Annotated in this window: 24 protein-coding genes and 3 tRNA genes; 15 read left to right on the top strand and 12 right to left on the bottom strand. The window is 61.6% G+C overall.

From position 1 onward, the window contains the following. Positions 1-10 precede the first annotated feature (10 nt). Together ASD31_RS08110 and ASD31_RS08105 are read left to right on the top strand one after the other, a co-directional pair. Positions 11-406, top strand: a complete 396-nt coding sequence (locus ASD31_RS08110) for an NADH:ubiquinone oxidoreductase subunit NDUFA12 (RefSeq protein ID WP_056331738.1) — start codon at positions 11-13, stop codon at positions 404-406. A 123-nt stretch (positions 407-529) separates the two neighbouring features. Continuing rightward, complete coding sequence (locus tag ASD31_RS08105; protein ID WP_056331737.1) at positions 530-979, top strand: DUF2155 domain-containing protein; 450 nt, start codon at positions 530-532, stop codon at positions 977-979. Positions 980-991: 12 nt separating this feature from the next. Here ASD31_RS08105 and aat read toward each other — a convergent pair whose 3' ends face one another. The 5 genes from aat to ASD31_RS08080 form a co-directional block, all read right to left on the bottom strand. Next, positions 992-1,606, bottom strand: a complete 615-nt coding sequence (aat, locus tag ASD31_RS08100; RefSeq protein ID WP_056331735.1) for a leucyl/phenylalanyl-tRNA--protein transferase — start codon at positions 1,604-1,606, stop codon at positions 992-994. A 9-nt stretch (positions 1,607-1,615) separates the two neighbouring features. Further along, positions 1,616-2,959 carry an acetyl-CoA carboxylase biotin carboxylase subunit gene (gene accC, locus ASD31_RS08095; RefSeq protein ID WP_056331733.1) on the bottom strand — a complete coding sequence of 448 codons (1,344 nt, stop codon included), beginning with the start codon at positions 2,957-2,959 and terminating at the stop codon, positions 1,616-1,618. 9 nt (positions 2,960-2,968) lie between these two features. Then, positions 2,969-3,430, bottom strand: a complete 462-nt coding sequence (gene accB / locus ASD31_RS08090; protein WP_056331731.1) for an acetyl-CoA carboxylase biotin carboxyl carrier protein — start codon at positions 3,428-3,430, stop codon at positions 2,969-2,971. A gap of 22 nt (positions 3,431-3,452) precedes the next feature. Beyond that, positions 3,453-3,899 carry a type II 3-dehydroquinate dehydratase gene (gene aroQ, locus ASD31_RS08085; RefSeq protein WP_056331729.1) on the bottom strand — a complete coding sequence of 149 codons (447 nt, stop codon included), beginning with the start codon at positions 3,897-3,899 and terminating at the stop codon, positions 3,453-3,455. Positions 3,900-4,019: 120 nt separating this feature from the next. Further along, positions 4,020-4,787, bottom strand: a complete 768-nt coding sequence (locus tag ASD31_RS08080; protein WP_056331727.1) for a DsbA family protein — start codon at positions 4,785-4,787, stop codon at positions 4,020-4,022. Positions 4,788-5,052: 265 nt separating this feature from the next. Here ASD31_RS08080 and ASD31_RS08075 point away from each other — a divergent pair, with 265 nt between their 5' ends. Continuing rightward, positions 5,053-6,165: a pyridoxal phosphate-dependent aminotransferase gene (locus tag ASD31_RS08075; protein WP_056333079.1), complete on the top strand. Its 1,113-nt coding sequence runs from the start codon at positions 5,053-5,055 to the stop codon at positions 6,163-6,165. A gap of 152 nt (positions 6,166-6,317) precedes the next feature. Here ASD31_RS08075 and ASD31_RS08070 read toward each other — a convergent pair whose 3' ends face one another. Next, a complete protein-coding gene (locus ASD31_RS08070; RefSeq protein ID WP_056331725.1) occupies positions 6,318-9,221 on the bottom strand; it encodes an Rne/Rng family ribonuclease in 2,904 nt (967 codons plus the stop codon). 684 nt (positions 9,222-9,905) lie between these two features. Here ASD31_RS08070 and ASD31_RS08065 point away from each other — a divergent pair. From ASD31_RS08065 to prfB, 3 genes are all read left to right on the top strand, one after another. Further along, positions 9,906-11,153 (top strand): N-acetylmuramoyl-L-alanine amidase, encoded by a 1,248-nt coding sequence (locus ASD31_RS08065; RefSeq protein WP_082520484.1) that lies wholly within the window; start codon positions 9,906-9,908, stop codon positions 11,151-11,153. 297 nt (positions 11,154-11,450) lie between these two features. Continuing rightward, positions 11,451-13,904: a penicillin-binding protein 1A gene (locus tag ASD31_RS08060; RefSeq protein ID WP_056331723.1), complete on the top strand. Its 2,454-nt coding sequence runs from the start codon at positions 11,451-11,453 to the stop codon at positions 13,902-13,904. Positions 13,905-14,001: 97 nt separating this feature from the next. Further along, a protein-coding gene (gene prfB, locus ASD31_RS08055; protein WP_156392565.1) for a peptide chain release factor 2 occupies positions 14,002-15,133 on the top strand; the annotation gives its coding sequence in 2 pieces (ribosomal slippage) (positions 14,002-14,070 and positions 14,072-15,133; 1,131 coding nt in all). A 71-nt stretch (positions 15,134-15,204) separates the two neighbouring features. On the opposite strand, the gene ASD31_RS08050 is transcribed toward prfB, so the two are convergent. Next, positions 15,205-15,753, bottom strand: a complete 549-nt coding sequence (locus ASD31_RS08050; RefSeq protein WP_413813808.1) for a hypothetical protein — start codon at positions 15,751-15,753, stop codon at positions 15,205-15,207. Positions 15,754-15,918: 165 nt separating this feature from the next. Further along, positions 15,919-16,692 carry an NAD kinase gene (locus ASD31_RS08045; RefSeq protein ID WP_056331719.1) on the bottom strand — a complete coding sequence of 258 codons (774 nt, stop codon included), beginning with the start codon at positions 16,690-16,692 and terminating at the stop codon, positions 15,919-15,921. A 151-nt stretch (positions 16,693-16,843) separates the two neighbouring features. On the opposite strand from ASD31_RS08045, the gene ASD31_RS08040 reads away from it, so the two are divergent. Both ASD31_RS08040 and ASD31_RS08035 read left to right on the top strand, forming a co-directional pair. Then, positions 16,844-16,919: transfer RNA gene (locus ASD31_RS08040), tRNA-Thr, on the top strand. 277 nt (positions 16,920-17,196) lie between these two features. Continuing rightward, a complete protein-coding gene (locus ASD31_RS08035; protein WP_056331717.1) occupies positions 17,197-17,871 on the top strand; it encodes a class I SAM-dependent methyltransferase in 675 nt (224 codons plus the stop codon). A 53-nt stretch (positions 17,872-17,924) separates the two neighbouring features. Here ASD31_RS08035 and ASD31_RS08030 read toward each other — a convergent pair whose 3' ends face one another. From ASD31_RS08030 to ASD31_RS08025, 3 genes are all read right to left on the bottom strand, one after another. Further along, on the bottom strand, positions 17,925-18,656 hold the full coding sequence (locus tag ASD31_RS08030; RefSeq protein ID WP_056331715.1) for a YoaK family protein: 732 nt from the start codon (positions 18,654-18,656) through the stop codon (positions 17,925-17,927). A 177-nt stretch (positions 18,657-18,833) separates the two neighbouring features. Next, positions 18,834-19,010, bottom strand: a complete 177-nt coding sequence (locus ASD31_RS26295) for a hypothetical protein (RefSeq protein ID WP_156392564.1) — start codon at positions 19,008-19,010, stop codon at positions 18,834-18,836. Continuing rightward, complete coding sequence (locus tag ASD31_RS08025) at positions 19,007-19,993, bottom strand: LysR family transcriptional regulator (protein ID WP_056333071.1); 987 nt, start codon at positions 19,991-19,993, stop codon at positions 19,007-19,009. Before ASD31_RS08025 ends, ASD31_RS26295 begins: the two co-directional genes overlap by 4 nt. Positions 19,994-20,126: 133 nt before the next feature. On the opposite strand from ASD31_RS08025, the gene ASD31_RS08020 reads away from it, so the two are divergent. The 3 genes from ASD31_RS08020 to ASD31_RS08010 all read left to right on the top strand — a co-directional run bounded on the left by ASD31_RS08020 (position 20,127) and on the right by ASD31_RS08010 (position 21,432). Then, on the top strand, positions 20,127-20,753 hold the full coding sequence (locus ASD31_RS08020) for an FMN-dependent NADH-azoreductase (RefSeq protein ID WP_056331714.1): 627 nt from the start codon (positions 20,127-20,129) through the stop codon (positions 20,751-20,753). Positions 20,754-20,885: 132 nt separating this feature from the next. After that, complete coding sequence (locus tag ASD31_RS08015; protein ID WP_056331712.1) at positions 20,886-21,098, top strand: alkylphosphonate utilization protein; 213 nt, start codon at positions 20,886-20,888, stop codon at positions 21,096-21,098. Between the two features lie 94 nt (positions 21,099-21,192). Then, the gene (locus ASD31_RS08010; RefSeq protein WP_056333068.1) at positions 21,193-21,432 is read left to right on the top strand and encodes a hypothetical protein; all 240 of its coding nucleotides are present in this window, start codon (positions 21,193-21,195) and stop codon (positions 21,430-21,432) included. A gap of 6 nt (positions 21,433-21,438) precedes the next feature. Here the strand turns inward: ASD31_RS08010 and rlmB are convergent, their stop codons facing one another. Beyond that, positions 21,439-22,320, bottom strand: a complete 882-nt coding sequence (rlmB, locus tag ASD31_RS08005; RefSeq protein WP_056331710.1) for a 23S rRNA (guanosine(2251)-2'-O)-methyltransferase RlmB — start codon at positions 22,318-22,320, stop codon at positions 21,439-21,441. Positions 22,321-22,536: 216 nt separating this feature from the next. On the opposite strand from rlmB, the gene ASD31_RS08000 reads away from it, so the two are divergent. From ASD31_RS08000 to tuf, 4 genes are all read left to right on the top strand, one after another. Then, a tRNA-Tyr gene (locus tag ASD31_RS08000) sits at positions 22,537-22,621 on the top strand. A gap of 23 nt (positions 22,622-22,644) precedes the next feature. Then, a tRNA-Gly gene (locus ASD31_RS07995) sits at positions 22,645-22,718 on the top strand. Positions 22,719-22,982: 264 nt separating this feature from the next. Next, complete coding sequence (locus ASD31_RS25385) at positions 22,983-23,102, top strand: GTP-binding protein (protein ID WP_082520483.1); 120 nt, start codon at positions 22,983-22,985, stop codon at positions 23,100-23,102. Further along, positions 23,083-24,190 (top strand): elongation factor Tu (gene tuf / locus ASD31_RS07990; protein WP_056331707.1); only part of this gene is annotated, 1,108 nt, incomplete at its 3' end. The genes ASD31_RS25385 and tuf, both read left to right, overlap by 20 nt.

Genomic DNA, 24,190 nt, shown 5'->3' with positions numbered 1-24,190 from the left:
GACGGAAATCATGAAGTCTCTGCTGCAGATATTTACCTGGTGGAACGGACAGACGCTCGGAACGCGCTTTCATACCTGGCGCTTCGGGACGCGTGTCGGGTCAGACGAGGCCGGCAATGTCTACTACCAGGGCGGCAAGGATTCGGAAGGCCGCACGCGCCGCTGGGTGATCTACAACGGCTATGCCGATGCCTCCGCCATTCCGCCCGGCTGGCACGGCTGGATGCACCATCGCACCGATGTTTCCCCGGCCGACGAAGCCTACAAGCCGCGCGAATGGGAGAAGGGTCACCGTTCGAACGCAACTGGCACGGCGCAGGCCTACCGGCCGCCGGGCTCCATCTATGGCACGGGCGAACGGCCGCGCGTCACCGGCGATTACGACGCCTGGACGCCGCGCTCCTGATCTGACCGCACGGGGCGGGTTTCGGCCGGCAATCGCCTGCCGGGCATCATGTCCCGGCCACATTTCATCTTTAGCCGCTGGTGACCAGGCAATTCGAGCCGGTGGCACGGGAGACGGACGTCAATGGTAGGTTCAGATCGGCGAATTCACAGACGGGCGGTATCTGCCGCCGCCGTGTTCGCGATTGCCGGCGCGTCTTTCCTCGGAGTAGCGATTTCCGCCAAGGCAGCGCGCCTGGAGAACCCGGTGGCGGTATTTTCCGGAATCGACAAGATCACCGGCCGCATTACCACCTTCGATGTCTATATCGGCGAAACGGTGCAGTTCGGCGCGTTGCAGGTTACCCCGCGCGTCTGCTACAGCCGCGACGATACCGAAGCGCCGAAGACCGACACATTTGTCGAGGTCGACGAGATCACCCTCGACCGCAAGATCCGCCGCATCTTCACCGGCTGGATGTTTGCCGACAGCCCGGGTCTGAATGCCGTCGAGCACCCGGTCTATGACGTCTGGCTGACGAACTGCAAGGCAAAGTCCGACCTGCCGCCGCCGGATACGGCAGCCACGCAGTAATAAGCTCATTCCTCAGAATTCGAGATTCGGTCCGGAAATGGCCTGTGCCAGCATTGTCGCATAGCGCGATTTCGGCACGTCGATCGCGCCGAAGCTTTTCAGGTGCTCTGTCGTGAACTGCGTGTCGAGCAACCTGAAGCCGCGCTGCCGCAGATGCTCGACCAGATGCACGAGGCAGATCTTCGAGGCGTCGGTGCGGCGTGAGAACATGCTTTCACCGAAGAAGGCTGCCCCCAGCGAAACACCATAGAGACCGCCGACAAGATCGTCGCCATCCCAGGCTTCGACCGAATGGGCATGTCCCATGCGATGGAGCGCGCCATAAAGCCCGCGGATTTTTTCATTGATCCAGGTGGTCGGCCGGTCAGGTGCTGACGCCGCGCAGCCATCGACGACGTCCTCGAACGCCGTGTCGTATCGGATGTCGAAGGGCGCCCGCCTGATGGTTTTGGCGAGGCTCCTGGAAATATGGAAATCATCGAGCGGTATGACGCCGCGCAGTTCCGGCTCGACCCAGAAAATATCCGGATCGTCGGCCGAATCGGCCATCGGGAACAGCCCGATGGAATAGGCCCGCAACAAGAGGTCCGGGGTAATATCCGGCTGCTTGCCGCGGGTTCCCCTCAATTCAGGACCTCACTCCGCCGATTGGGCCAGATAGTTTTCCAGCCAATGGATATCGTAGTCGCCGTTGGCGATGTCCTGATTGTTGATCAGGTCCTGAAACAGCGGCAATGTCGTCTTGATGCCGTCGATGACGAATTCGTCCAGCACGCGGCGCAGGCGCATCATGCATTCGACGCGGGTACGCCCATGCACGATCAGCTTGCCGATCAGGCTGTCGTAATAGGGTGGGATCCGGTAGCCCTGATAGGCGCCCGAATCAACCCGCACGCCAAGTCCGCCGGGCGCATGGAAATGCGTGATCGTGCCGGGGGAGGGCACGAAGGTGCGCGGGTCCTCGGCATTGATGCGGCATTCGATGGCATGGCCTGAAAAGACGATCTCGTCCTGGGTGACGGAAAGCCCGCCGCCGGAGGCGACGCGGATCTGCTCATGCACGAGGTCGATGCCGGTGATGGCTTCGGTAATCGGATGCTCGACCTGCAGGCGGGTGTTCATCTCTATGAAGAAGAACTCGCCGTTCTCGTACAGAAACTCGATCGTGCCGGCACCGCGATATTTCAGCTTGCGCATGGCATCGGCGCAGATTTCGCCGATCTTCATGCGCTGCTCGACGTTGAGCGCAGGCGAATTGGCCTCTTCCCAGACCTTCTGGTGACGGCGCTGCAGCGAGCAGTCGCGCTCGCCGAGATGGATCGCATTGCCTTCGCCGTCGCCGACCACCTGGATTTCGATATGGCGCGGTTTGCCGAGATATTTTTCCATGTAGACGGCGTCATTGCCGAAGGCGGCGAGGGCTTCGGAACGCGCGGTCGAAACGGCCTCTTCGAGGTCTTCTTCGCTTTTCGCCACCTTCATGCCGCGGCCGCCACCGCCGGCCGTCGCCTTGATCAGCACCGGAAAGCCGATCTCGCGGGCGATCTTCAGTGCATTTTCCGGGCGCACCTCGCCGGCGGAACCGGGTACCACCGGAATGCCGAGCGCCTTGGCCGTTTCCTTGGCGGTGATCTTGTCACCCATGATGCGGATGTGATCGGCGGTCGGGCCGATGAAGGTGATGCCATGGGCATCGAGAATATCGGCGAACTTGGCATTTTCCGACAGGAAGCCGTAGCCCGGATGCACGGCGTCGGCACCGGTGATCTCGCAGGCCGCGACGATCTGGTGGATGTTGAGATAACTGTCTCGCGACGGCGGCGGCCCGATGCAGACGCTCTCGTCGGCAAGGCGCACATGCATGGCATCGGCATCGGCGGTGGAATGGACCGCAACGGTGGCGATGCCGAGTTCCTTGCAGGCGCGCAGCACCCGAAGGGCAATTTCGCCGCGATTGGCGATGAGAATCTTGGAGATCATCTGTGCGGCCTATTCGATGATGACGAGCGCTTCGCCGTATTCGACCGGTGCCCCGTCCTCGACGAGAATCTGGGTCACCTTGCCGGTGCGCGGCGAGGGGATCTGGTTCATCGTCTTCATGGCTTCGATGATCAGGATGGTCTGGCCTTCCTTGACACTGGCGCCCACTTCGACGAAGGGGCGCGAACCGGGTGCCGGCGAAAGATAGACGGTGCCGACCATCGGGGCGGGAACCGCATTCTTGGAGGCTTTTGCCGGCTCGGCCGCAGCAACCGGCGCAATTCCGGCGGCTGCTGGCATCGCCATCGCGGCGGGCACGGGCGCCGACACATAGTGCGGCGTACCGGCGCGCGAAACGCGGATGCGCAGGTCGTCCTGTTCCACCTCGATCTCGGTGAGATCGGTTTCGTTCAGGATGTTGGCGAGATCGCGGATCAGCGTCTGGTCGATGCCGGGTTTCTTGTCAGCCATGGATGTGAGCCTCGTGTTCTTTTTATTTCGTCTGTTGTGTGAGTGTCTTTAGCGCATTGAGCGCCAGAATGTAACTGTCGGGACCGAAGCCGCAGATAACGCCCTTGGCCGCCGGGGCAAGCAGGGATTTGTGCCTGAATTCCTCGCGCGCATGGACATTGGACAGATGCAGTTCGACGACCGGAATGCCGATTGCGCGCGTCGCGTCATGAAGCGCGACCGAGGTATGGGTATAGGCGCCGGCATTGACGGCAATGCCCTGTGCCTTCTCGGCAGCCTCGTGAAACCAGTCGACCAGAACGCCCTCGTGGTTGGTCTGGCGGAACACGACCTCAAGCCCGAGGGACTTGCCATGCGCGATGCACATCGCCTCGATATCGGCAAGCGTCTTGCCCCCGTAGATGCCGGGCTCGCGTTTGCCCAGCGCATTGAGGTTGGGGCCGTTCAGCACGAAAATTGTCGATGGCATAGGCAATCCGGTCCGATAATCGAGCATTAGCTATAGACGGATGGCACCGCAAGGAAAAGCCCTACGGTTCCCTCCGTCCTTTGTCCACAAGCGATAGTGCGACAGCCAGGGAGGCGGGGATCAGCAGACCGTCTTGCCGCAGGCGCGGACATTCGCCACCTTGGCCGTGAGTTCCTCCACGCCGACAGCTCCGAACACCGCTTCGCGACCGACGACATAGGATGGAGTGCCGGTAATGCCGAGATTGTTGGCAAGCGTATAGGCTTCCTCGACGCCTTCGTCGGATGTCGTCTCGGCCATCTTCTTGCGGATATCTGCCTCGGCGATGCCGAGCGTGCCGGCAACCGCAACGGCCGTCTCTTCCGTGGCACGGTCCTCGCCGCCGAGTAGGGCGCGGTGGAAATCGCCGTATTTTTCCGGAGCGAGATCGCGCACGGCGGCGCTCACCTTGTGGGCGGCCAACGAATCGGGGCCGAGGATCGGGAGTTCCTTCAAAACGAAACGGACATTCTTGTCCTTCTCGAGAATGGCCTCCATGTCGGAGAGCGCGCGTTTGCAATAGCCGCAATTATAGTCGTAGAATTCGACGATCGTCACATCGCCGTCCGGATTGCCGAGCGTGACATCGTATTTCGACTGAAAGATCGCCTTCTCATTGTCGGCGATCGCCGCTTCGGCCTGCTGCAACTGCGCGTCGGCCTGCTTCTTCTTCAGCGACTGCTGGGCCTCCAGCAGGATCTCGGGATTGGCGACCAGATATTCCCTGATGAAATCGCCGATTTCCTGCTTTTCCTTGGGGTCGAGCGCAAGCGCCCCCTGGGGCAGGGCCAGGCCCGCCGACAGGAGAGTGAGCGCTGCGCCGATGATCTTGCGGTTGATGAATGCCATTGGGTCCTCGTGGTCTTTCTCTGTGCTCGGTCTGTCGTTCAATGCTTTAGGCCGGTCAACAGGCTTGTTTGAAAGACAACGGTTATTCCAAGCCAGCATAAGCTGGCGCGGCGCCAAACGAAACTGCAAAATCGGCGGAAGTGCGGCGCTCGCGCACTTGTGAAGCCCTGTCTGATCAGGCACATGGCTGGGCAAGGTAAAACCAGCAAGGACAGAGCCGTTGAAGCCGCTTTCCGCCCGCAGCGCCGTCGAACCTTTCCACGCCATGGATGTGCTGGCCGAAGCGACCCGGCGGCGCGAGGCCGGCTATCCGGTCATTTCCATGGCCGTCGGCCAGCCGAGCCACCCGGCGCCAAAGGCGGCGCTGGAGGCAGCGCGGACCGCTCTTGGCCATGGTCGGCTCGGTTATACCGATGCGCTCGGCACGGTATCGCTGCGGACGGCGATCGCGCGGCATTACCTCACGCGCTACGGTGTCGAGGTCGATCCGCAGCGCGTTGCGGTGACGACGGGATCGTCGGCCGGCTTCAATCTTGCCTTTCTGGCGCTGTTTGATCCGGGCGATTGCGTCGCCATCGCCCGGCCCGGCTATCCGGCCTATCGCAACATTCTCGGCGCGCTTGGCCTTAATGTGGTGGAAGTCGAGGCCGGCGCCGAAACAGGCTTCACGCTGACGCCGGAAAGCCTGGAGGCTGCCGCTCTGAAGGCCGGCCGGCCGTTGAATGGCGTGCTGCTCGCAAGCCCCGCCAACCCCACCGGTACCGTCACCGGCAAGACCGCGCTGAAGGCGTTGACTGATTATTGCGCGATGCGTGGCATCGCTTTCATTTCCGACGAGATCTATCACGGACTAACATTCGCCGGCGAGGAGACGACAGCTCTCAGTGTCACCGACGAGGCGGTGGTCATCAATTCCTTCTCGAAATATTATTGTATGACCGGCTGGCGGATCGGCTGGATGGTGCTGCCGCAGGCCAAGGTGCGCGCCTTCGAGCGCATCGCCCAGAGCCTCTATATCTCACCGCCGGAACTCTCCCAGATTGCGGCGGAAGCCGCCCTTGACTGCGAGGAGGAACTCGATCGCTACAAGGCATCCTATGCCGCCAATCGCGATCTCCTGATGAAACGTCTGCCGCAGATCGGCTTTTCCATCGCCTCGCCGATGGATGGCGCCTTCTACGCCTATGCCGATGTCAGCCGCTTTACCAATGACAGCATGGATTTCGCCCGGCGGATGCTGGCTGAGATCGACGTGGCCGCGACGCCCGGCCTGGATTTCGATCCGGGCGAGGGGCACCGCTATATCCGGTTTTCCTATGCCGGTGCCCATGCCGACATGATCGAGGCGATGGACCGCATAGGCCGATGGCTGGAGTGATTTCCTAGCAATTTCAGTCAATTGTCTGGATTTCCGGATTCAAATTGGCACGCCGTTGAATCAATATGGGAAGCGCCCCACCTGAACCAATCGAGCAATAAAAAAGCCGGCCAATCGCTTGGCCGGCTTCTGTCATGATGTGATCAGCGCCCTCAGAAGAAACCGCGCTTCTGCCACCAGCCGCCCTTCTTGGGCTTCTGCGGTTCGCCGTCGCTGCCGGCGTCCTTCGCGGCTGCCGACGATTTTACCACGGGTTCGCTGGCGATCGTGTCGATGTCCCGGTTGGCGCGCACCGGCTTGGTTTCGTCAAGCGCGGCAGCGGCCGTTTCCACAGCGGGCTCCTCGGCGACAGCGGTCTTTTCCGGCTGTGCCTCGATTGCCGCCTGCGCATCTGTGTCGGTCGCGGAGGCCGCTTCGGTCGCAACGGTATCCGGCGCCGCTTCTTCGGCGGTAGCCTCGACGGGCGCTACGGTCTTCTTGCGGCTGCGCTTCGGCTTGGCGGGCTTTACGTCCTCTTCGGCTGCAACAGCCGGTGTTTCCACAGATTCCACAGCCGCCAGGGGAGCCGCGCCGGCATCTCCGGCATCTGCGATCGGCGCTTCTGCCGCTGGCGCTTCGGAAACGGTTTGCGTCTCCCCGTCGCCATCGGCCTCACCTTCGGCAGCGAGGTTTTCACCTTCCGCCTCGTCGGGCCGGTTGCGGCGACCGCCACGCTTGCCGCGACGGCGGCGCTTGCGCTTCTGGCGCTCCTCTTCGCTCAGCCCGGCATCCGAATCCTCGGCGCCGGCCTGCGCGGTATCGTCGCCTTCATCCTCTTCGCCATCCTCAGAGAGGTCGTCGGCCGAGGCATCATCTGCATGAGCATCGGCTTCGCCGGCCTGGTCGCCGTTCGCACGGCCGCCACGGCGCCTGCGGCGGCGCTTGCGCTTGCGGTTGCCCTGGTCGTCGCCCTGGTCGCGTTCGCCGCGCTCGGACCGTTCGGCCTTCGCCTCGGTGACGATTTCCTCTTCGTCGATCTCCTCCTCGATGACGATGTCGTCGTCCTCGTCGATCTCCGGCTCGAACTGGATGATCTGGTCGATCTTGACGGGATTTTCGACCGCTTCGCCGCGATCGATGGCGAAATGCTGCGCGCCGACATGCGCGTCCGCTTCAACGATGATCTGGACGCCGAACCGTGCCTCGTAATCGGTGATCGTGCCGCGCTTGTGGTTGAGCAGGTAGAGCGCGATATCCGGCGTCGTGCGCACGGTGATGTTGTGCGTGGTGTTCTTCAGCAGATATTCCTCGACGCCGCGCAGCACGTGCAGGGCGACAGAGGACTGCGAGCGGACATGGCCCGTGCCGTTGCAGTGCGAGCAGACCTGCATGGTCGATTCGAGAACGGATGCACGGATACGCTGGCGCGACATTTCGAGCAGGCCGAAATGCGAGATGCGGCCGACCTGGATGCGGGCGCGGTCATTTTTCAGGTGGTCTTTCAGACGCTTTTCGACAGCGCGATTGTTGCGCTTTTCTTCCATGTCGATGAAGTCGACGACGACGAGGCCGGCAAGGTCGCGCAGGCGCAGCTGGCGTGCAACTTCCTCGGCGGCTTCCAGGTTTGTCTGAAGAGCGGTGTCCTCGATCGAATGCTCGCGGGTCGAACGGCCGGAATTGACGTCAATGGCGACCAGCGCCTCGGTCTGGTTGATGATGATGTAGCCGCCGGACTTCAGTGTCACCTGCGGCACGAGCATGCGGTCGAGCTGGGCTTCGATGCCCGAGCGCGAGAAGATCGGATGCACGTCGCGATAAGGCTGAACCACCTTGGCGTGGCTCGGCATCAGCATCTTCATAAAGCCCTTGGCTTCCTTGTAGCCTTCCTCGCCGGCGACGATGATCTCGCTGATATCCTTGTTGTAGAGATCGCGGATCGATCGCTTGATCAGGCTGCCCTCCTCATAAACCAGGCAAGGCGCGGTCGAAGACAAGGTCAGCGTGCGAACATTTTCCCACAGGCGCATCAGATATTCGAAGTCGCGCTTGACCTCGACCTTGGTGCGGTTGGCACCGGCGGTGCGCAGGATGACGCCCATGCCCTGCGGCACTTCGAGCGCCCGGGCGATTTCCTTCAGGCGCTTGCGGTCCGGCAGATTGGTGATCTTGCGGGAAATGCCGCCGCCGCGTGCCGTGTTCGGCATCAGCACCGAGTAGCGTCCGGCAAGCGACAGATAGGTGGTGAGCGCCGCGCCCTTGTTGCCGCGCTCTTCCTTGGCCACCTGAACCAGCAGGATCTGCCGGCGCTTGATGACTTCCTGGATGCGATACTGCTTGCGGGGGCGTCGGTTGGCCTGGCGGTCCGGCACTTCCTCCATGGCGTCTTCGGCGCCGACGGATTCGATGACTTCCTTTTCCTCGTGATGATTGTCGTCATCATCGTCGTCGTTATTGCCGTGCCGGCGGCCGCTGGTCTCTTCCGAAATGCTGTCGGTATCGACCATCGCGGCCATTTCGCCGTTCGGTCCGGTTTCGGCCTCGTCGCCGGAGGCATCGGAGGTTTCCGGGGCGGGCGCTTCCGCCTCTACAGCAGCGGCGGCCTTCTTGGTGCGGCGCGGGCGCTTGGCCTTCGGCTTTTCTTCGGCCGCAGCCTCCACCGGAGCAGTGGCTTCCGCTACCGATGCTTCCGCTGCCGGCGTTTCCGCAGCGGTCTCTACCGTTTCTTCGCTCTGATCGGAACCAAGATCGGTGCCTGTCTCGACATGCTCATATTCGTCGTCGCGGCGCGCGTCCTCGGCTTCCTGCTTGAGCAGGGCCTGACGATCGGCAAGCGGGATCTGGTAGTAGTCGGGGTGGATTTCGGCGAAGGCCAGAAAGCCATGGCGATTGCCGCCGTAATCGACGAAGGCTGCCTGCAGCGACGGCTCGACGCGCGTGACCTTCGCGAGATAGATATTGCCGCGGATTTGCTTCTTGTGTTCGGATTCGAAGTCGAATTCTTCTATGCGGTTTCCGCGTACGACAACGACGCGCGTCTCTTCAGCGTGAGACGCATCGATAAGCATTTTCTCTGCCATGTAGGTGGTGCTCCTCGGCGCACCTGTGAAACGGCAGGAAAGACGCGCCCCAGAGGAGACGTTCCATACAGTTCAGGTTTTTCGCCGGATGTGAATATTCCCGAAAGGTCGGGGAGAAGGTCCAGCAGCCAGACGGCAGCCGGAACGATTTCGTTCCGGGGCCTGTTTACTTCTGACCGATACTGCTGAGACACGTCGATGACCAAACAAGAATGCCAATGTAACTGGGCCCTGAAGGCCCGATGAATGTGCCCGGTCACGGGCCTTCGGTGATCGTCACCATAAACGCTCCGGCCACCGCCGGAATTTCGATTCAACATGCGAGGGAAAAAGTGGGGCGACGGCGGATGAAGCACGACTGCCTTTGCAAGGCGTGATCTGCGTTGAAGCGGTTTTACCCGTGCCGATCACGCCCTGGCGCCAGGGCTTTGAAACCCTTGGGCTGCCGGTCGTCGATTCTATCCCGTCAACACTTTCTCCCCTGCGACGCTTTTATGTTTTCTATGCCACAATGGCAAGGGAAAAGCCGGAACCGTCATAATATTGATTGATTCGGTTGCCGGGGTATGTACTGGGCAAGCCTTGGCCCGCCGCATGTCTGGCCGGGATTTTGTCGGTTTCCTCGCTGAGGCGGCCGGCACGTCGCAAGCTTCGGTTAACCATGGACGGGCAAGGTTGACGCTCATGTTTCGGCCGGCGTTCGGATCGGACGCCAATGACAAGGAAACGGATTTGCTGTTCTCTGCCATCCTGCGGCGCTGCCTGCTTGTTCTGTTCGTCCTCGCCTTCGCGCCGGGCGTGCAGGCGGAGGCACCACTGCTCGCCTATGGCGCCCGCGTTGCGGGAGACGATGCCCGCACCCGCGTGGTCATCGATTTCGACCGCAAGCCGGAGTTCTTCGTCCATTATGTTGCCAATCCGGTGCGGGTCATCGTCGATCTGCCGGAAACATCCTTCGGGTTGAAGCCCGAAGATCTCGAGGCGCGCGGTCTGTTCTCCGAAATCCGCTACGGTGCCATGGGGGCGGACAGCGCCCGCATCGTGCTGACGGCGAAAAAGCCGGTGGCGATCACTGTTGCCGAGGTCAGGAGTGACGAGGAGGGGCGGGGGTACCGCCTCGTTCTCGATACGGAGCGGGTCACCGACGAACGTTTCGCCAGCCTCGTGGAGGAGCAGAAATGGACCGGCTCCGTCACCACCACCAAGACCGGGCGGCTGGCCGAACCGCCGGCTCCGGGGGCTTTCGTGGTTGCCGTCGATGCCGGCCATGGCGGCATCGATACCGGCGCCATCGGCGCCGAGACGAAGACCGAGGAAAAGATCGTGACGCTCGCCTTTGCCGGCGAACTGGCCGAAACGCTCAATGAGCAAGCGGGCGTCGAAGCATTCATGACCCGAGAAAAGGATGAATTCCTGTCGCTGCCGGAACGGGTGCAGATCGCCCGCCAGCGCGGCGCCAACCTTTTCATTTCCATCCATGCCGATACGCTGAGGCAGCGCGATATTCGCGGCGCCACCGTCTACACGATCTCCGACAAGGCCTCCGATCATCTCGCCGCCAATCTGGCCGAACGCGAAAACCTCTCGGACGAGATTGCCGGCATTGCCCTGCAGAGCGAGCCGGCGGCCGTTGCCGATATTCTCATCGACCTGACGCGGCGCGAAACACAGGCCTTCTCTGTCAATCTGGCGCGCTCGGTGGTGTCCTCCTTCGAGGGCAAGATCAACCTCATCAACAACCCGCATCGTCATGCGGGCTTCCGCGTGCTGCAGGCGCCGGATGTTCCCTCGGTTCTTCTGGAGCTTGGCTTCCTGTCGAACCGTGAGGACGAGAAACTGCTGCTCGATCCTGTCTGGCGCAAGAAGGTGGCGGGCCTCATCGCGACCGCGGTGCGCAATTATCGCGGTGCGGCGGTTGCCAATGGTGGCTGAATCGCTCCTCCGTCGCGACCTGGCGGCGTTCGGCGGCGATCACGCCCGATGTGATTTGTGTCGCTGCGGTAACAGCGATATCGTTTTTGCGGGAGGCAGTGCTCTTAACGCGGCGCAGGCCCTATTTTGCTCACAATCCGGTCGCTATCCGGAGCCTTGGTGAAGCGGATATCCGTGATTTCTTTCACGGGTTTAATTCGTTTGGCGTGATTGCATTCGGACGAGGCGCGGGTTACGCCCTGACGGACTGAAGCGCTCGGCGCGGATAAACGACAACTAGGGTGCGGTATCTGACTGATGATCAGACTGATTGGATATTTTTTCGGTATCGGCGTTTTTCTGATGCTCGGCGTGGCCGCAGCGGCCGCTCTCTACCTTGGCCATGTCACCAGGGACCTGCCTGACTACGAGGTGCTCAACAGCTATGCGCCGCCGGTGACGACGCGCGTGCATGCCGGTAACGGCGCGCTGATGGCCGAATATGCGCGCGAACGCCGCCTCTATCTGCCGATCCAGGCCATTCCTGACCGGGTGAAGGCCGCCTTCATTTCCGCCGAAGACAAGAATTTCTACCAGCATCCGGGTATCGACATCACCGGCCTTGCCCGCGCGGTCGTCGTCAACATCCAGAATTTCGGCTCGGACCGCCGCCCGGTCGGCGCCTCCACCATCACCCAGCAGGTTGCCAAGAACTTCCTTCTCACCGCCGACCAGACCATCGACCGCAAGGTCAAGGAAGCGATCCTCTCCTTTCGCATCGAGCAGGCCTATACCAAGGATCGGATTCTCGAACTCTATCTCAACGAGATTTTCTTCGGCCTGAATTCCTACGGCATTGCAGGCGCCGCGCTCACCTATTTCGACAAGTCGGTGACCGAACTGACGATCGCCGAGACGGCCTATCTCGCCGCCCTGCCGAAAGGGCCGGCCAATTACCATCCCTTCCGCAAGGTGGAGGCCGCGATCGAGCGCCGTAACTGGGTGATCGACCGCATGGTCGAGAACGGCTATGTCACCAAGAGCGACGGCGAAGAAGCCAAGAAACAGCCGCTGGGCGTCAACGTCCGGCGCGGTGGCTCGCATCTGTTCGCCTCCGATTATTTTGCCGAGGAAGTGCGCCGCCAGATCATCCAGCGATATGGCGACAACGCGCTGTACGAGGGCGGCCTTTCGGTGCGCACCTCGCTTGATCCGAGATTGCAGGTCGAGGCCCGCAGGGCGCTGCAGAATGCATTGGTCAATTATGACGAGCGCCGCGGCTTCCACGGACCGTTGAAGACGATCGAGATCGGTGGCGACTGGGGCTTGCCGCTCGGCAAGCTGGACGCGCTTTCCGATGTGCCGGAATGGAAGCTTGCGGTCGTGCTTTCCGTCGATCAGCGCGGTGCCGATATCGGCATCCAGCCGGAAAAGATCAATGGTGGAAAGATCGGCGAGGATCGCCTGACCGGGCATATCACCGCCAAGAACATGCAATGGGCCTATCGCTCCTCGACGAAGGACCGCAAGACGGCAAAATCGCCGGAAGGCGTGTTCGGCCCGGGCGATGTCGTCTATGTCGAGGCGACGGATGAGGACGGCGAATACCGGCTGCGCCAGCCGCCGAAAGTCCAGGGCGGCCTCATCGCCATGGACCCGCATTCCGGCCGCGTGCTCGCCATGGTCGGCGGCTTTTCCTATGCGCAATCGGAGTTCAACCGCGCCACCCAGGCAATGCGCCAGCCGGGCTCGTCGTTCAAGCCCTTCGTCTATGCTGCCGCGCTCGACAACGGCTATACGCCGGCTTCGGTCATTCTCGATGCGCCTTTCGAACTGGTGACGGGCGGGCAGGTCTGGCGGCCGCAGAATTACGGCGGCGGCTCCGCCGGTCCCTCGACGCTTCGTCTCGGCATCGAAAAATCACGCAACCTGATGACGGTGCGTCTTGCCAACGACATGGGCATGAACCTCGTTGCAGAATATGCCGAACGTTTCGGCATCTACGACAAGATGCTTCCGGTTCTTGCCATGTCGCTCGGCTCCGGCGAAACCACGGTTCTGCGCATGGTTTCGGCCTATTCCGTTCTGGCCAACGGCGGCAAGCAGATCAAGCCGACATTGATCGACCGGATCCAGGACCGCTACGGCAAGACCATCCTGCGCCACGAGGAACGCACCTGCGACAATTGCAACGCCGCCGACTGGAGCGACCAGGAAGAACCTGTCCTTGTCGATAATCGCGAGCAGGTGCTCGATCCGATGACGGCCTATCAGATCACGTCCATGATGGAGGGCGTGGTCACCCGCGGCACGGCCGGAGGCAAGATCAAGCTCGACCGCCCGGTGGCCGGCAAGACCGGCACCACCAATGACGAAAAGGACGCCTGGTTCGTCGGCTATACGGCCGATCTGGTTGCCGGCCTCTATCTCGGCTTCGACGACCCTGCACCGCTTGGTCGCGGCGGCACGGGCGGCGGCCTTGCCGCGCCGGTGTTCAACGATTTCATGCAGGCCGCTCTCAAGGGAACGCGCCCGGTGAAATTCGTGGTGCCCGAAGGCATGAGCCTGGTTCCGGTCAACCGCAAGACCGGCATGGCCGCTGCCGAGGGCGATCCGGATACCATCATCGAAGCTTTCAAGCCCGGCACCGGTCCGGCCGACACCTTCTCGGTGATTGGCGGAATGGATCAATATGTCCCGCCGGAGGAGATATTGAAGGCCTCGCCGCAGGCAAGCGACGCCATCAACCGCGGCGCCAGCGGCCTGTTCTAGTCTGTATCAAATCGCCTCGATGCCCGTCGTCCTTTACAGGCGCGACGGGCATCGCTATTGACGGCGCACATTTTCCAAAAACTTGAGAAGCAGGATCATGCGGACCGAAATCGAGAACATCGTCGACGAAATCAAGCAGGCCATAAGCCTGCTGAGGAGGCATCTTTGACTGGGATCAGGCGGTAAGACGACTGGACTGGTTGAACAACAAGTCGGAGGATCCGAACCTCTGGAACGATGCGGCCGAAGCCCAGAAGCTGATGCGCGAGCGCCAGCAGCTCGATGACGGCATCAGTAGCGTGCGGGCTTTCGAGCAGCAAATCCGCGATGCCGTCGATCTGATCGAACTTGGCGAGGAAGAGGGCGACGCCGAGATCGTCAAGGAGGCGGAAGAAGCCTTGCGCGGGCTGCGCGCGGAGGCGGCGCGCCGGCAGGTGGAAGCCATGCTGTCCGGCGAGGCCGACGGCAACGACACCTATCTGGAAGTGCATTCCGGCGCCGGTGGCACCGAAAGCCAGGACTGGGCCAATATCCTTCTGCGCATGTACACCCGCTGGGCGGAACGCCAGGGCTACAAGGTCGAACTCATGGAAGTCCATGACGGCGAAGAGGCGGGCATCAAGTCGGCCACCCTGCTTGTCAAGGGACACAATGCCTATGGCTGGCTGAAGACCGAATCGGGCGTTCACCGTCTGGTGCGGATTTCGCCCTTCGACAGCAATGCGCGGCGCCACACCTCGTTTTCCTCGATCTGGGTCTATCCGGTCGTCGATGATTCGATCCAGGTCGATATCAACGAAAGCGATTGCCGGATCGATACCTATCGCTCGTCGGGCGCCGGCGGCCAGCACGTCAACACTACCGATTCGGCGGTGCGCATCACCCATATGCCGTCCGGCATCGTCGTGCAGTGCCAGCAGGAACGTTCGCAGCACAAGAACAAGGCCAAGGCCTGGGATATGCTGCGCGCGCGCCTTTACGAATCGGAATTGAAGAAGCGGGAGGAGGCTGCCAATGCCGAAGCCGCCTCGAAGACCGAGATCGGCTGGGGCCACCAGATTCGCTCCTACGTTCTGCAGCCCTACCAGCTGGTCAAGGACCTGCGCACCGGCGTCGAAAGCACGGCACCTTCGGATGTGCTGGACGGAGAGCTCAACGAGTTCATGGAGGCGGCGCTGGCCCACCGCGTCAACGGCGGCGCCGATGCGGTAGTCGACGATCTCTCCTGAGGCGCATCAACCGCGGTAAAGGGACGCCGGGCGCTAGATGACGCCCGGTTCCACACTGACTGCCATCACGCTCAGTTGGTCTCGCGCTCCACCTTGATGTCGCCGATATCGTCGATCAGCACGGTCCAGGTTTCCGGCTCGAGCGCCTTCGGGTCGGTCTTCAGATAGACGGTCGCAAACAATCCCGGCTGGCGCGCGACGCCATCGGAGGTTTCCGGCCTGATATCGGTGACATAGGCCTTCATTCCGGAAAATTCATCCAGTTCCGCCGATGAGACGACGGTCGGGCCGGCATCCCCGGTGGCGATCTGCTGCAGGAAGATATGGGTGTTGCCTTCCGGCTGGCGCACGGCGACGAGCTTGTAATAGCCGCGCTGGACAGATGCCGCTTGCCCGGCGATGTCGGTGGGGGCGGCAGTGTTTTTATCGGTCGCCTCGAGCGGATCGGCGCTTTCTTCCCAATAGCCCGTACTGGTCACGAAAATGATGTTGTCGGGCATCAACGGGCTTTCCTCGGCCCGCGCACCGATGGCGCCGATCGACAGAACACAGAAGGCATAGGCCAGGGCAAGCCCTCTGCGCCTTGCCGACGTCGCGCCTACGGCGGCGCGGGGGCACATCGGGCTCGTGAAGAAATGGCCGGCCTGGAACATTGTTTACGCCTTGGGTAAGCCCGTTTGAAACCGAATGTCCGGCGCGCCTGTCGCGATCCCGGGATGATGGAAGTCTGGCACAAATTTCGGGAAAGATCGATTCTTCGGAGGCAGCGCGCCGCCGCCGCGCTTTCAGTTCGAGAACTGTTCGGCAAGGATGCGGTCCGACCAGGAATAATCCGGATCCGAAAGGATATGGGCGGTGATGTTTTCCGACTGGGCGATCCGCACCTTGACCACCGATTTGACCTCCACATGATCCGCGACGGCATTGACCGGGCGCTTGTCTGCTTCGAGGATATCGATATCGACCGTCACCCTGTTGGGCAGGAGCGCGCCCCGCCACCGTCGCGGCCGGAAGGGACTGACCGGCGTCAGCGCTAATAGCGGCGCCTCGAGCGGCAGGATCGGGCCATGGGCGGAGAGATTATAGGCGGTCGATCCCGCCGGCGTCGATAGCAGCACCCCGTCGCAGATCAGTTCCTCGAGCCGCACCCGGTCATCGACGACCACCCGCAGCTTGGCTGCCTGGTAGGATTGACGGAAGAGATAGACTTCGTTGATCGCAAGCGCCCGGAATTCTCCGCCTTCCTGGTCGATCGTCTGCATTTCCAGGGGATGAAAGGCATTTTCGACCGCCGCCGCGATCCGCTCATGCAGGTTTTCGACGCTGAACCTGTTCATCAGGAAGCCGATCGAGCCGCGATTCATGCCATAGACCCGCTTGCCCGAATTCATCGTCCTGTGCAGGGTCTGCAACATAAAGCCGTCGCCGCCGAGCGCGACGATCACATCCGCGTTGTCGAAATCCTCGTTTCCATACAGGGCGATCAATTCGCGGGCCGCGGCCTGTGCCTCCGGGGCTTCGGATGCGATGACGGAAAGCGAGGAAAAGCTGCAGGCCATGAGAACGTCCGGATTCGATCGTCGATGCGGCGGGCGCCGTTCGGTGACCCCATTTCTGGCATGCCGCCCGCCCGGACGCACTCGAAAAAAGCATGTGCATCTCATTTTCGCTTTACACGGTGCAGAAATCTGGTAACTCCCGGACCATGATGCCCTTATAGCTCAGTTGGTAGAGCACCTGATTTGTAATCAGGGGGTCGCGCGTTCGAGTCGTGCTGGGGGCACCATATTTTCATTGGCTTATTTCAGAATACGCAATTTTAGATTTATCGAGCTGGCGTGATCTTTTCGATCGGACGTTTGCTCGGACCGGCAGCCAGAACATTCCGCTCTTGCACGTCCTCGACGAACGTCGTGACAGCAATTGTTATTGGCCACGATCGGCACGAGCCCAAATGTTTTTCCGGGCGAGCATGGGCAGGACCATGGCGGTGCCCGCGCATGATTTTAGGGGCGGCTATTACCACGCCCGAATATATTGCTGATAATTGATTGGAGAGAATGATGTTGAAATCCATCATGAAGCGTCTGGGGCAGAATTCACGCCTGAAGCGGGCGCGGTTTCTTCGTTCGAAGATCGATATTCCCCTGGACAGCGCTATCCTTGATCTGGGCGGCGGCACGGGCGAACATATTTCGCGGGTCTTTCCGGATCACCGGAACATAACGGTCTGCGATTACTCTTCCGACGACCTCCGGATTGCCGCCGCACGCTTCGGCTACAAGACCATGCTGGCCGACGGCACCAATCATCTTCCTTTCGCCGACAAGCAGTTCGATTTCGTCTTCTGTTCCAGCGTGATCGAGCATGTAACGGGACCAAAAGAGCTTGCCATCGCCACTAGGTCGACATCGATCTTCAAGGCCGACGCCTTGCGGGCGCAGGAGGCATTCGCCAGGGAAGTCCAGCGCGTCGCCAGGAACTATTATGTACAGACGCCGCATCGCTATTTTCTGATCGAAAGCCATTCATGGCTGCCTCTTCCGCTCGGGGTCCTGCCGCGGCCCGTGCTGATCCCACTGCTGCGCCTATCGGCAAAGCTTCTCCCCAAGGGAACCGCCCCCGATTGGAACTTGCTGATTCCCTCACAGATAAAAGCTTTTTTCCCGGGGGCGGAGGTGCATGTGGAGCGGGTGCTCGGCTGGCCGAAATCCATCATGGCCATCAAGGGACGGTGAGGCCGACGCGGACGGATCGTCGCCGGTTTCCGCTTTGAGGATGGCGCGCTCCGCTAGCGGGCGGTGCTGGAGCGCCCGATACGGTTGGCATGGAGATGGAGACGGCGTGTCATCCGCTTCTGGAGGCGCGGCGGCACGAAGAAGACGGTGAGCGCGAGGGCGGCCGACAGCAGGCAGGCAAACCAGAAGGCCCGGGCATCGAAGGCCCTTTCCAGCAAGGCGCCGCAGGTCGCTCCGGCAAGCATGCCGCACCAGGGTACGAGCTGCACCGCCCAGTCAGAACGGCGGTCGCCCATAATCCAGTGGCCGATGCCGCGCCCGAACCGCGACAATGCACCGGTGACATAGGTCAGGCCGATCGGAAGTCCCTCGATATGTTCGACGGCGGCATTGACCAGTCCCATGGCAGCCACAGCGAGATAGAACTGCGCCAGCGGAAAATTGAAGGCGGTCATCATTGCCGCACTTCCGAGCAGCATCGAGACGGCAACGAGGATCGTGAAGGTCCGGCGCCTGGCACCATGCGCGATGACGACGCCAAGGATGTTTCCGACGACGAAAATTCCCAGCGCCGAAAGCAGGATCGATGCATCCGCCCACAGGCCGTCGGCCAGCGCCACGGCGGCTCGCGTGGTGTTGCCGCTCATGAAGGAAACGAAGCTGCCCGCCGAAAGCAGGCCGATCGCATCGGTCAGCCCCGCAAGAAACGAAATCGCCGCCGCGATGCCGACGCCGATGGCGGTTCTCCGTTGTCTGATGAGGTTTCGCCGACGCTCCCGTGTCATTCCCTGTTCTCTCCGATTTTTGCGAGGACCTTCAGTCCTGATCCTTAGATCGGAATCGCTGCAAGGTAAAATCAGGCGAGGAAACGGGTTGGGATCGATCTTCGGCGGGGCGCCAATAGGCGTTTCCCGGACTTGCAAGACGCATCGCGCCCGGGGGCTCCAACGCGAATGCGGGCGTTAGCGATCCTTGCGCGGCGCAAGGAAGCCGCCCAGGGCCGCGCCAAGGGCGATGCCGACAGCAATGCCGATCGCGGCATTGTCGAAAGCGACCGTGCCGATCAGGGCGCCGGCACCGAGGCCGACGGCCATGCCGAGCGCTGCCCCGCCGGCCGAGAATGTGAAAGGCTTCTTCATGACGCCAGGATTGCAAACGGATGTGGCGATTGTTCGGTCGGTGCGGGTGCATCGACCCTTGCCGGAGGCGGATCGATCTCGGAACAGCGCGAAATGGCCCCAGGCAGCGTTGCGGCGATATGATCGATCAGCGCACGAACCGCCGGCAGGATACCGCGGCGCGAGGTGAAGACCAGATGCACGATATCGTCGTTCGACGACCATTCCGGCAGGATCGGCACCAGCACGCCAGTCCGGAAGGCCCTTGCACAGAAGTGGCTCGGCAGAAGCGCAATGCCGACGCCTTCGATCGCGGCGCGCTCCAGAATGCCGAAATCGCTGCAACCGATCACCGGCGCATGGGAAACGGCGCGCCTGGTTCCGTCGATGTGGTTGAGTTGCCAGCTGTCGGTTGCATGGACTTCGTTCATCGACAGCGTTGGAGCCGTGCCGAGCGTGTCGATCGACACCGGTCCGAGACGGGCGGCAAGGGCAGGGCTTGCGGCAAGGAAGCGTCGCGCCTGACCAAGCTTGTGGACGATCAGGTGCTGGTCGGTATCCAGGTGTTCGCGGGCGCGAAGCGCGATGTCGATGCGTTCCTCGACCAGATCGATGCGCCGGTTGGTCGTCGTCACGAGAAGCCGAACGCCGGGATACCGCTTGTGAAAGGCCGGCAGGATATCGGCAAGCATCGGCGTGAAGCCGATCGGGCAGGCGAGCCGGACAATCCCGCCCGGCGCGCTCTTGGCCGCCGCCACCACCGCCTCGGCGGCCTCGACACCGGAGAGGATCGCCTCGCAGCGCTCGTAGAAGGCCTCGCCGATCTCCGTCACTCGCAATTTGCGGGTCGAGCGTTCGAGAAGCCTGACATCGAGCTGCTGTTCGAGCCGGGCGACATGCTTGCTGAGTTTCGATTTCGGTATGCCGAGCGCCCGCGCCGCGCTCGAAAAGCCGTTGTGCTTCACGACGGCGGCAAAAAGGGCGAGATCGTTCAGGTCCTGCATCATCTGCCTCCGCTGCGACCGAACTTCAATCGTTTCCATCTGGAAACGTTCTGTTGGAAAAGAGCTGTCTTATCGCTTCATCGTTCTCATATCATATCTGAAGCACCGCAACATCCCTCACAAGGTGCAGATCATGAACATTCTCCATATCGATTCCGGCATCCTCGGCGAACATTCCGTTTCCCGCGGCCTGACCGCCTCCATCGCCGCCCGCCTCACCGCCCAGCGGGCAGACGCCCAACTGACCTATCGCGATCTCGTCGCCGCCCCGCTGGCGCATCTGAGCGGCGCGCATCTGGCGGCGGCCGCTACTGGTCCTGAAACCCTCGACGCGTCACTTGCCGCCGAACTGGATGCCGGCCGCGCTGCGCTTGAAGAATTCCTGGCCGCCGACATCGTCGTCATCGGCGCGCCGATGTATAATTTTGCCATCCCGACGCAGTTGAAGACCTGGATCGACCGCATCCTCGTTGCCGGCAAGACCTTCCGTTATACGGAAAACGGCGTCGATGGCCTAGCGAAAGGCAAGAAAATCATCATCGCCTCCACGCGCGGCGGTCATTATTCCAAGGGCTCGCCGATCAGCGCCATGGACCATCAGGAAACCTACCTGGCCACGGTTCTCGGCTTCATCGGCATTACCGATATCGAGTTCATCCGGGCGGAAGGCCTGGCGCTCGGCGCCGATGCCAAGCAGGCGGCGATCCTCGATGCCGAGCAGTCGATCGCCAACCGGGCGGAATTTGCCGCCGCCGCCTGATGTGGGCAGCCGGCGGAGACGGGACCTGTCCTGCCGGCTCGAAGAGGCGATACCGTGCTGGACCTTTCACGGTAAAAATCCTAGAGCGTCCCTCAGGACCGCGCAATCGGGCGGCAGGCGAAGGAGATTGAAATGGACGTCAAGGACAGCAACGGAACGATCCTCGTCGAGGGCGATAATGTCACCTTGATCAAGGACCTCAAGGTCAAGGGCACCTCCGAAACGCTGAAGCGAGGTACAATGATCAAGGGCATTCGCCTGACCGGCGATCCGGACGAGGTCGAATGCCGTCATGCCAAGATCAAGGGCCTGGTGTTGCGCACGGAATTCCTGAAGAAAGCCTGATGCACCGGCCGGGTGAGGCGCGCATCCATGTCTTGGATGCGTGCCCCATTTATATTATGATATCCTGATGAAGCCCGCTCCAGCAGCACTGATGATGGCGCTTGTCGCGGCCGGACCTTTTCCGGCCATATCCTCTGCCGCGTCGCCGCATGCCGCCTGTACCTGCAGGACGAAGGACGGTTCCAGGCGTGAACTCGGCCAGACGGTCTGTATCCGCATTGGCGATGCCGCCTATCTTGCGCGCTGCGAGATGGACCTCAATGTCACCACATGGAAAAAGCTCAAGGACGGCTGTCCGGAAGCGCGCCTGTCGCTCAGTCCAGCCTCGACCTAACTAAACTCAGGCCTTTGCCAGATGCGCGCGTGCCGCATACATGGCGATGGCGGCCGCATTGGAGACGTTGAGCGACTTGATGGCGCCGGGCATGTCGAGCCGCGCAAGTGCCTGGACGGTCTGGCGGGTCTTCTGCCGAAGACCCTTGCCCTCCGCGCCGAGCACCAGCGCCAGCCTTTCGCCGGAAAGCGACTGTTCGAGCGGCGCCGGACCTTCCGAATCGAGCCCGATCGAGACGAAGCCGAGCCGGTGCAGTTCTTCCAGAGCATCGGCCAGATTGGTGATCTGGATATAGGGGATCAGTTCCAGGGCGCCGGAGGCGGATTTGGCCATGACGCCCGATTCGGTCGGGCTATGCCTCTGGGTGGTGATCACCGCACCGGCGTCGAAGGCGACGGCCGAGCGCATGATGGCACCGACATTGTGCGGATCCGTCACCTGGTCGAGCACCAGGATCAGCGGGCTATCCTTCAGCGCCGAAAGCCGGCGCACGGGCAGGGGGGCTGTTTCGAGCATGGCGCCCTGATGGATGGCGTCCGGTCCGAGGATCTTGTCGAGGTCCTGCGGCGTGACGATCTCGACGGGAAATCCGAGCGCTTCGATCGGCCCGGTCTCGAGCCGCACCAGCGCATTCTGCGTCACCGACAGCTTGGTGATCCTGCGCTCGGGGTTGTCCAGCGCCGCGCGCACTGTATGGATGCCATAGAGCAGCACCTGGTCGGGCGCCAGTTGCTGTGGCTTCCAGTCGGAGGAAGCACTTTTTTTGCGCTTGTCCTGGACGGGTGTCGGGATCTCGCCGCGTTCGCGCCGGGCATCGCGGTGGGCGCGGCGCAGCGTGGCGTAATGGGTGTCTTTGGCTTGTCTGTCGCCGGTATCATCTTTGCTCATGCCGGTCTTATACTGGGGAAGGCGCCTGCGTGGAAACGTTTTTCGCGAAAATGGGTGCCGGCGATGTTTATGCCGGATTTCGCAACTTTTTCTGAGAGGTCGTGTTGACAGGAGGAAACGGGGCCGTCATATACCCGGCGCAGATCGAAGGGGACTTGCTCCGGCACAGACCGCTCTGATTTGAAATGCCTGGTCGCTTGATCCCGACGGAATACTGGAGGGATGCCCGAGTGGTTAAAGGGGACGGACTGTAAATCCGTTGGCTCAGCCTACGTTGGTTCAAATCCAACTCCCTCCACCATTCCGTTGCACGGATCATGACCCGCGGGTATAGCTCAATGGTAGAGCAGCAGCCTTCCAAGCTGAATACGCGGGTTCGATTCCCGCTACCCGCTCCAGCAAAGCGATCCGCTCCATCCCGTCAATTCATGCTTTGCTTCAACGCCCGTCTTCAAGCCGATGATTTGCAGTCTATCCCGCTTTGACACGCTGCGTGTTGGATGTATTCGAGACCCTGCCTATATAAGCCTTAAGCGCGATGGAAGCCGGGCGGGATGTTCAAAGCAATTAGGTCTTGCGCAATCCTCCCGAAAGCCTTAAACGCCTCCCCAAACCGGCGCCGCCGGATGGTCCATTCTCATTGATCACAGGAAACTTGACCCATGGCAAAGAGCAAATTTGAACGCAACAAGCCGCATGTAAACATCGGCACGATCGGGCACGTCGACCATGGCAAGACGTCGCTGACGGCTGCGATCACGAATGGCAAAGAGCAAATTTGAACGCAACAAGCCGCATGTAAACATCGGCACGATCGGGCACGTCGACCATGGCAAGACGTCGCTGACGGCTGCGATCACGAAGTATTTCGGCGAGTTCAAGGCCTATGACCAGATCGACGCTGCGCCGGAAGAAAAGGCCCGCGGCATCACCATTTCGACGGCGCACGTCGAATATGAGACGCCGAACCGCCACTATGCCCACGTCGACTGCCCCGGCCACGCCGACTAYGTCAAGAACATGATCACCGGTGCCGCCCAGATGGACGGCGCGATCCTGGTRTGCTCGGCTGCCGACGGCCCGATGCCGCAGACCCGCGAGCACATCCTGCTCGCCCGTCAGGTCGGCGTTCCCGCCATCGTCGTSTTCCTCAACAAGGTCGACCAGGTSGATGACGCMGAACTTCTCGAGCTCGTCGAGCTGGAAGTGCGCGAACTCCTGTCGATGTACGACTTCCCCGGCGACGACATTCCGATCATCAAGGGTTCGGCYCTGGCCGCGCTTGAAGATTCGGACAAGAAGATCGGCGAAGACGCGATCCGCGAACTGATGGCCGCTGTCGACGCCTATATCCCGACGCCCGAGCGTCCGATCGACCAGCCCTTCCTGATGCCGATCGAAGACGTGTTCTCGATCTCGGGCCGYGGCACGGTCGTCACCGGTCGCGTCGAGCGCGGCATCGTCAAGGTTGGCGAGGAAGTCGAGATCGTCGGCATCCGCGACACGTCCAAGACCACGGTGACCGGCGTCGAAATGTTCCGCAAGCTGCTCGATCAGGGCCAGGCCGGCGACAATATCGGTGCGCTGGTTCGCGGCGTCACCCGTGACGGCGTCGAGCGTGGCCAGATCCTGTGCAAGCCGGGTTCGGTCAAGCCGCACAAGAAGTTCATGGCTGAAGCCTATATCCTGACGAAGGAAGAGGGTGGCCGTCATACGCCGTTCTTCACCAACTACCGTCCGCAGTTCTACTTCCGCACCACCGACGTGACCGGCATCGTGTCGCTTCCGGAAGGCACGGAAATGGTCATGCCCGGCGACAACGTCACCGTTGCCGTCGAATGCCCGGCGACAACGTCACCGTTGCCGTCGA

The organism is Rhizobium sp. Root482, from assembly GCF_001426565.1.
Classification (GTDB): Bacteria; Pseudomonadota; Alphaproteobacteria; order Rhizobiales; family Rhizobiaceae; genus Pararhizobium.
Note: the sequence above shows the minus strand (reverse complement) of the source record. Positions and strands in the feature narration are given on the sequence as shown.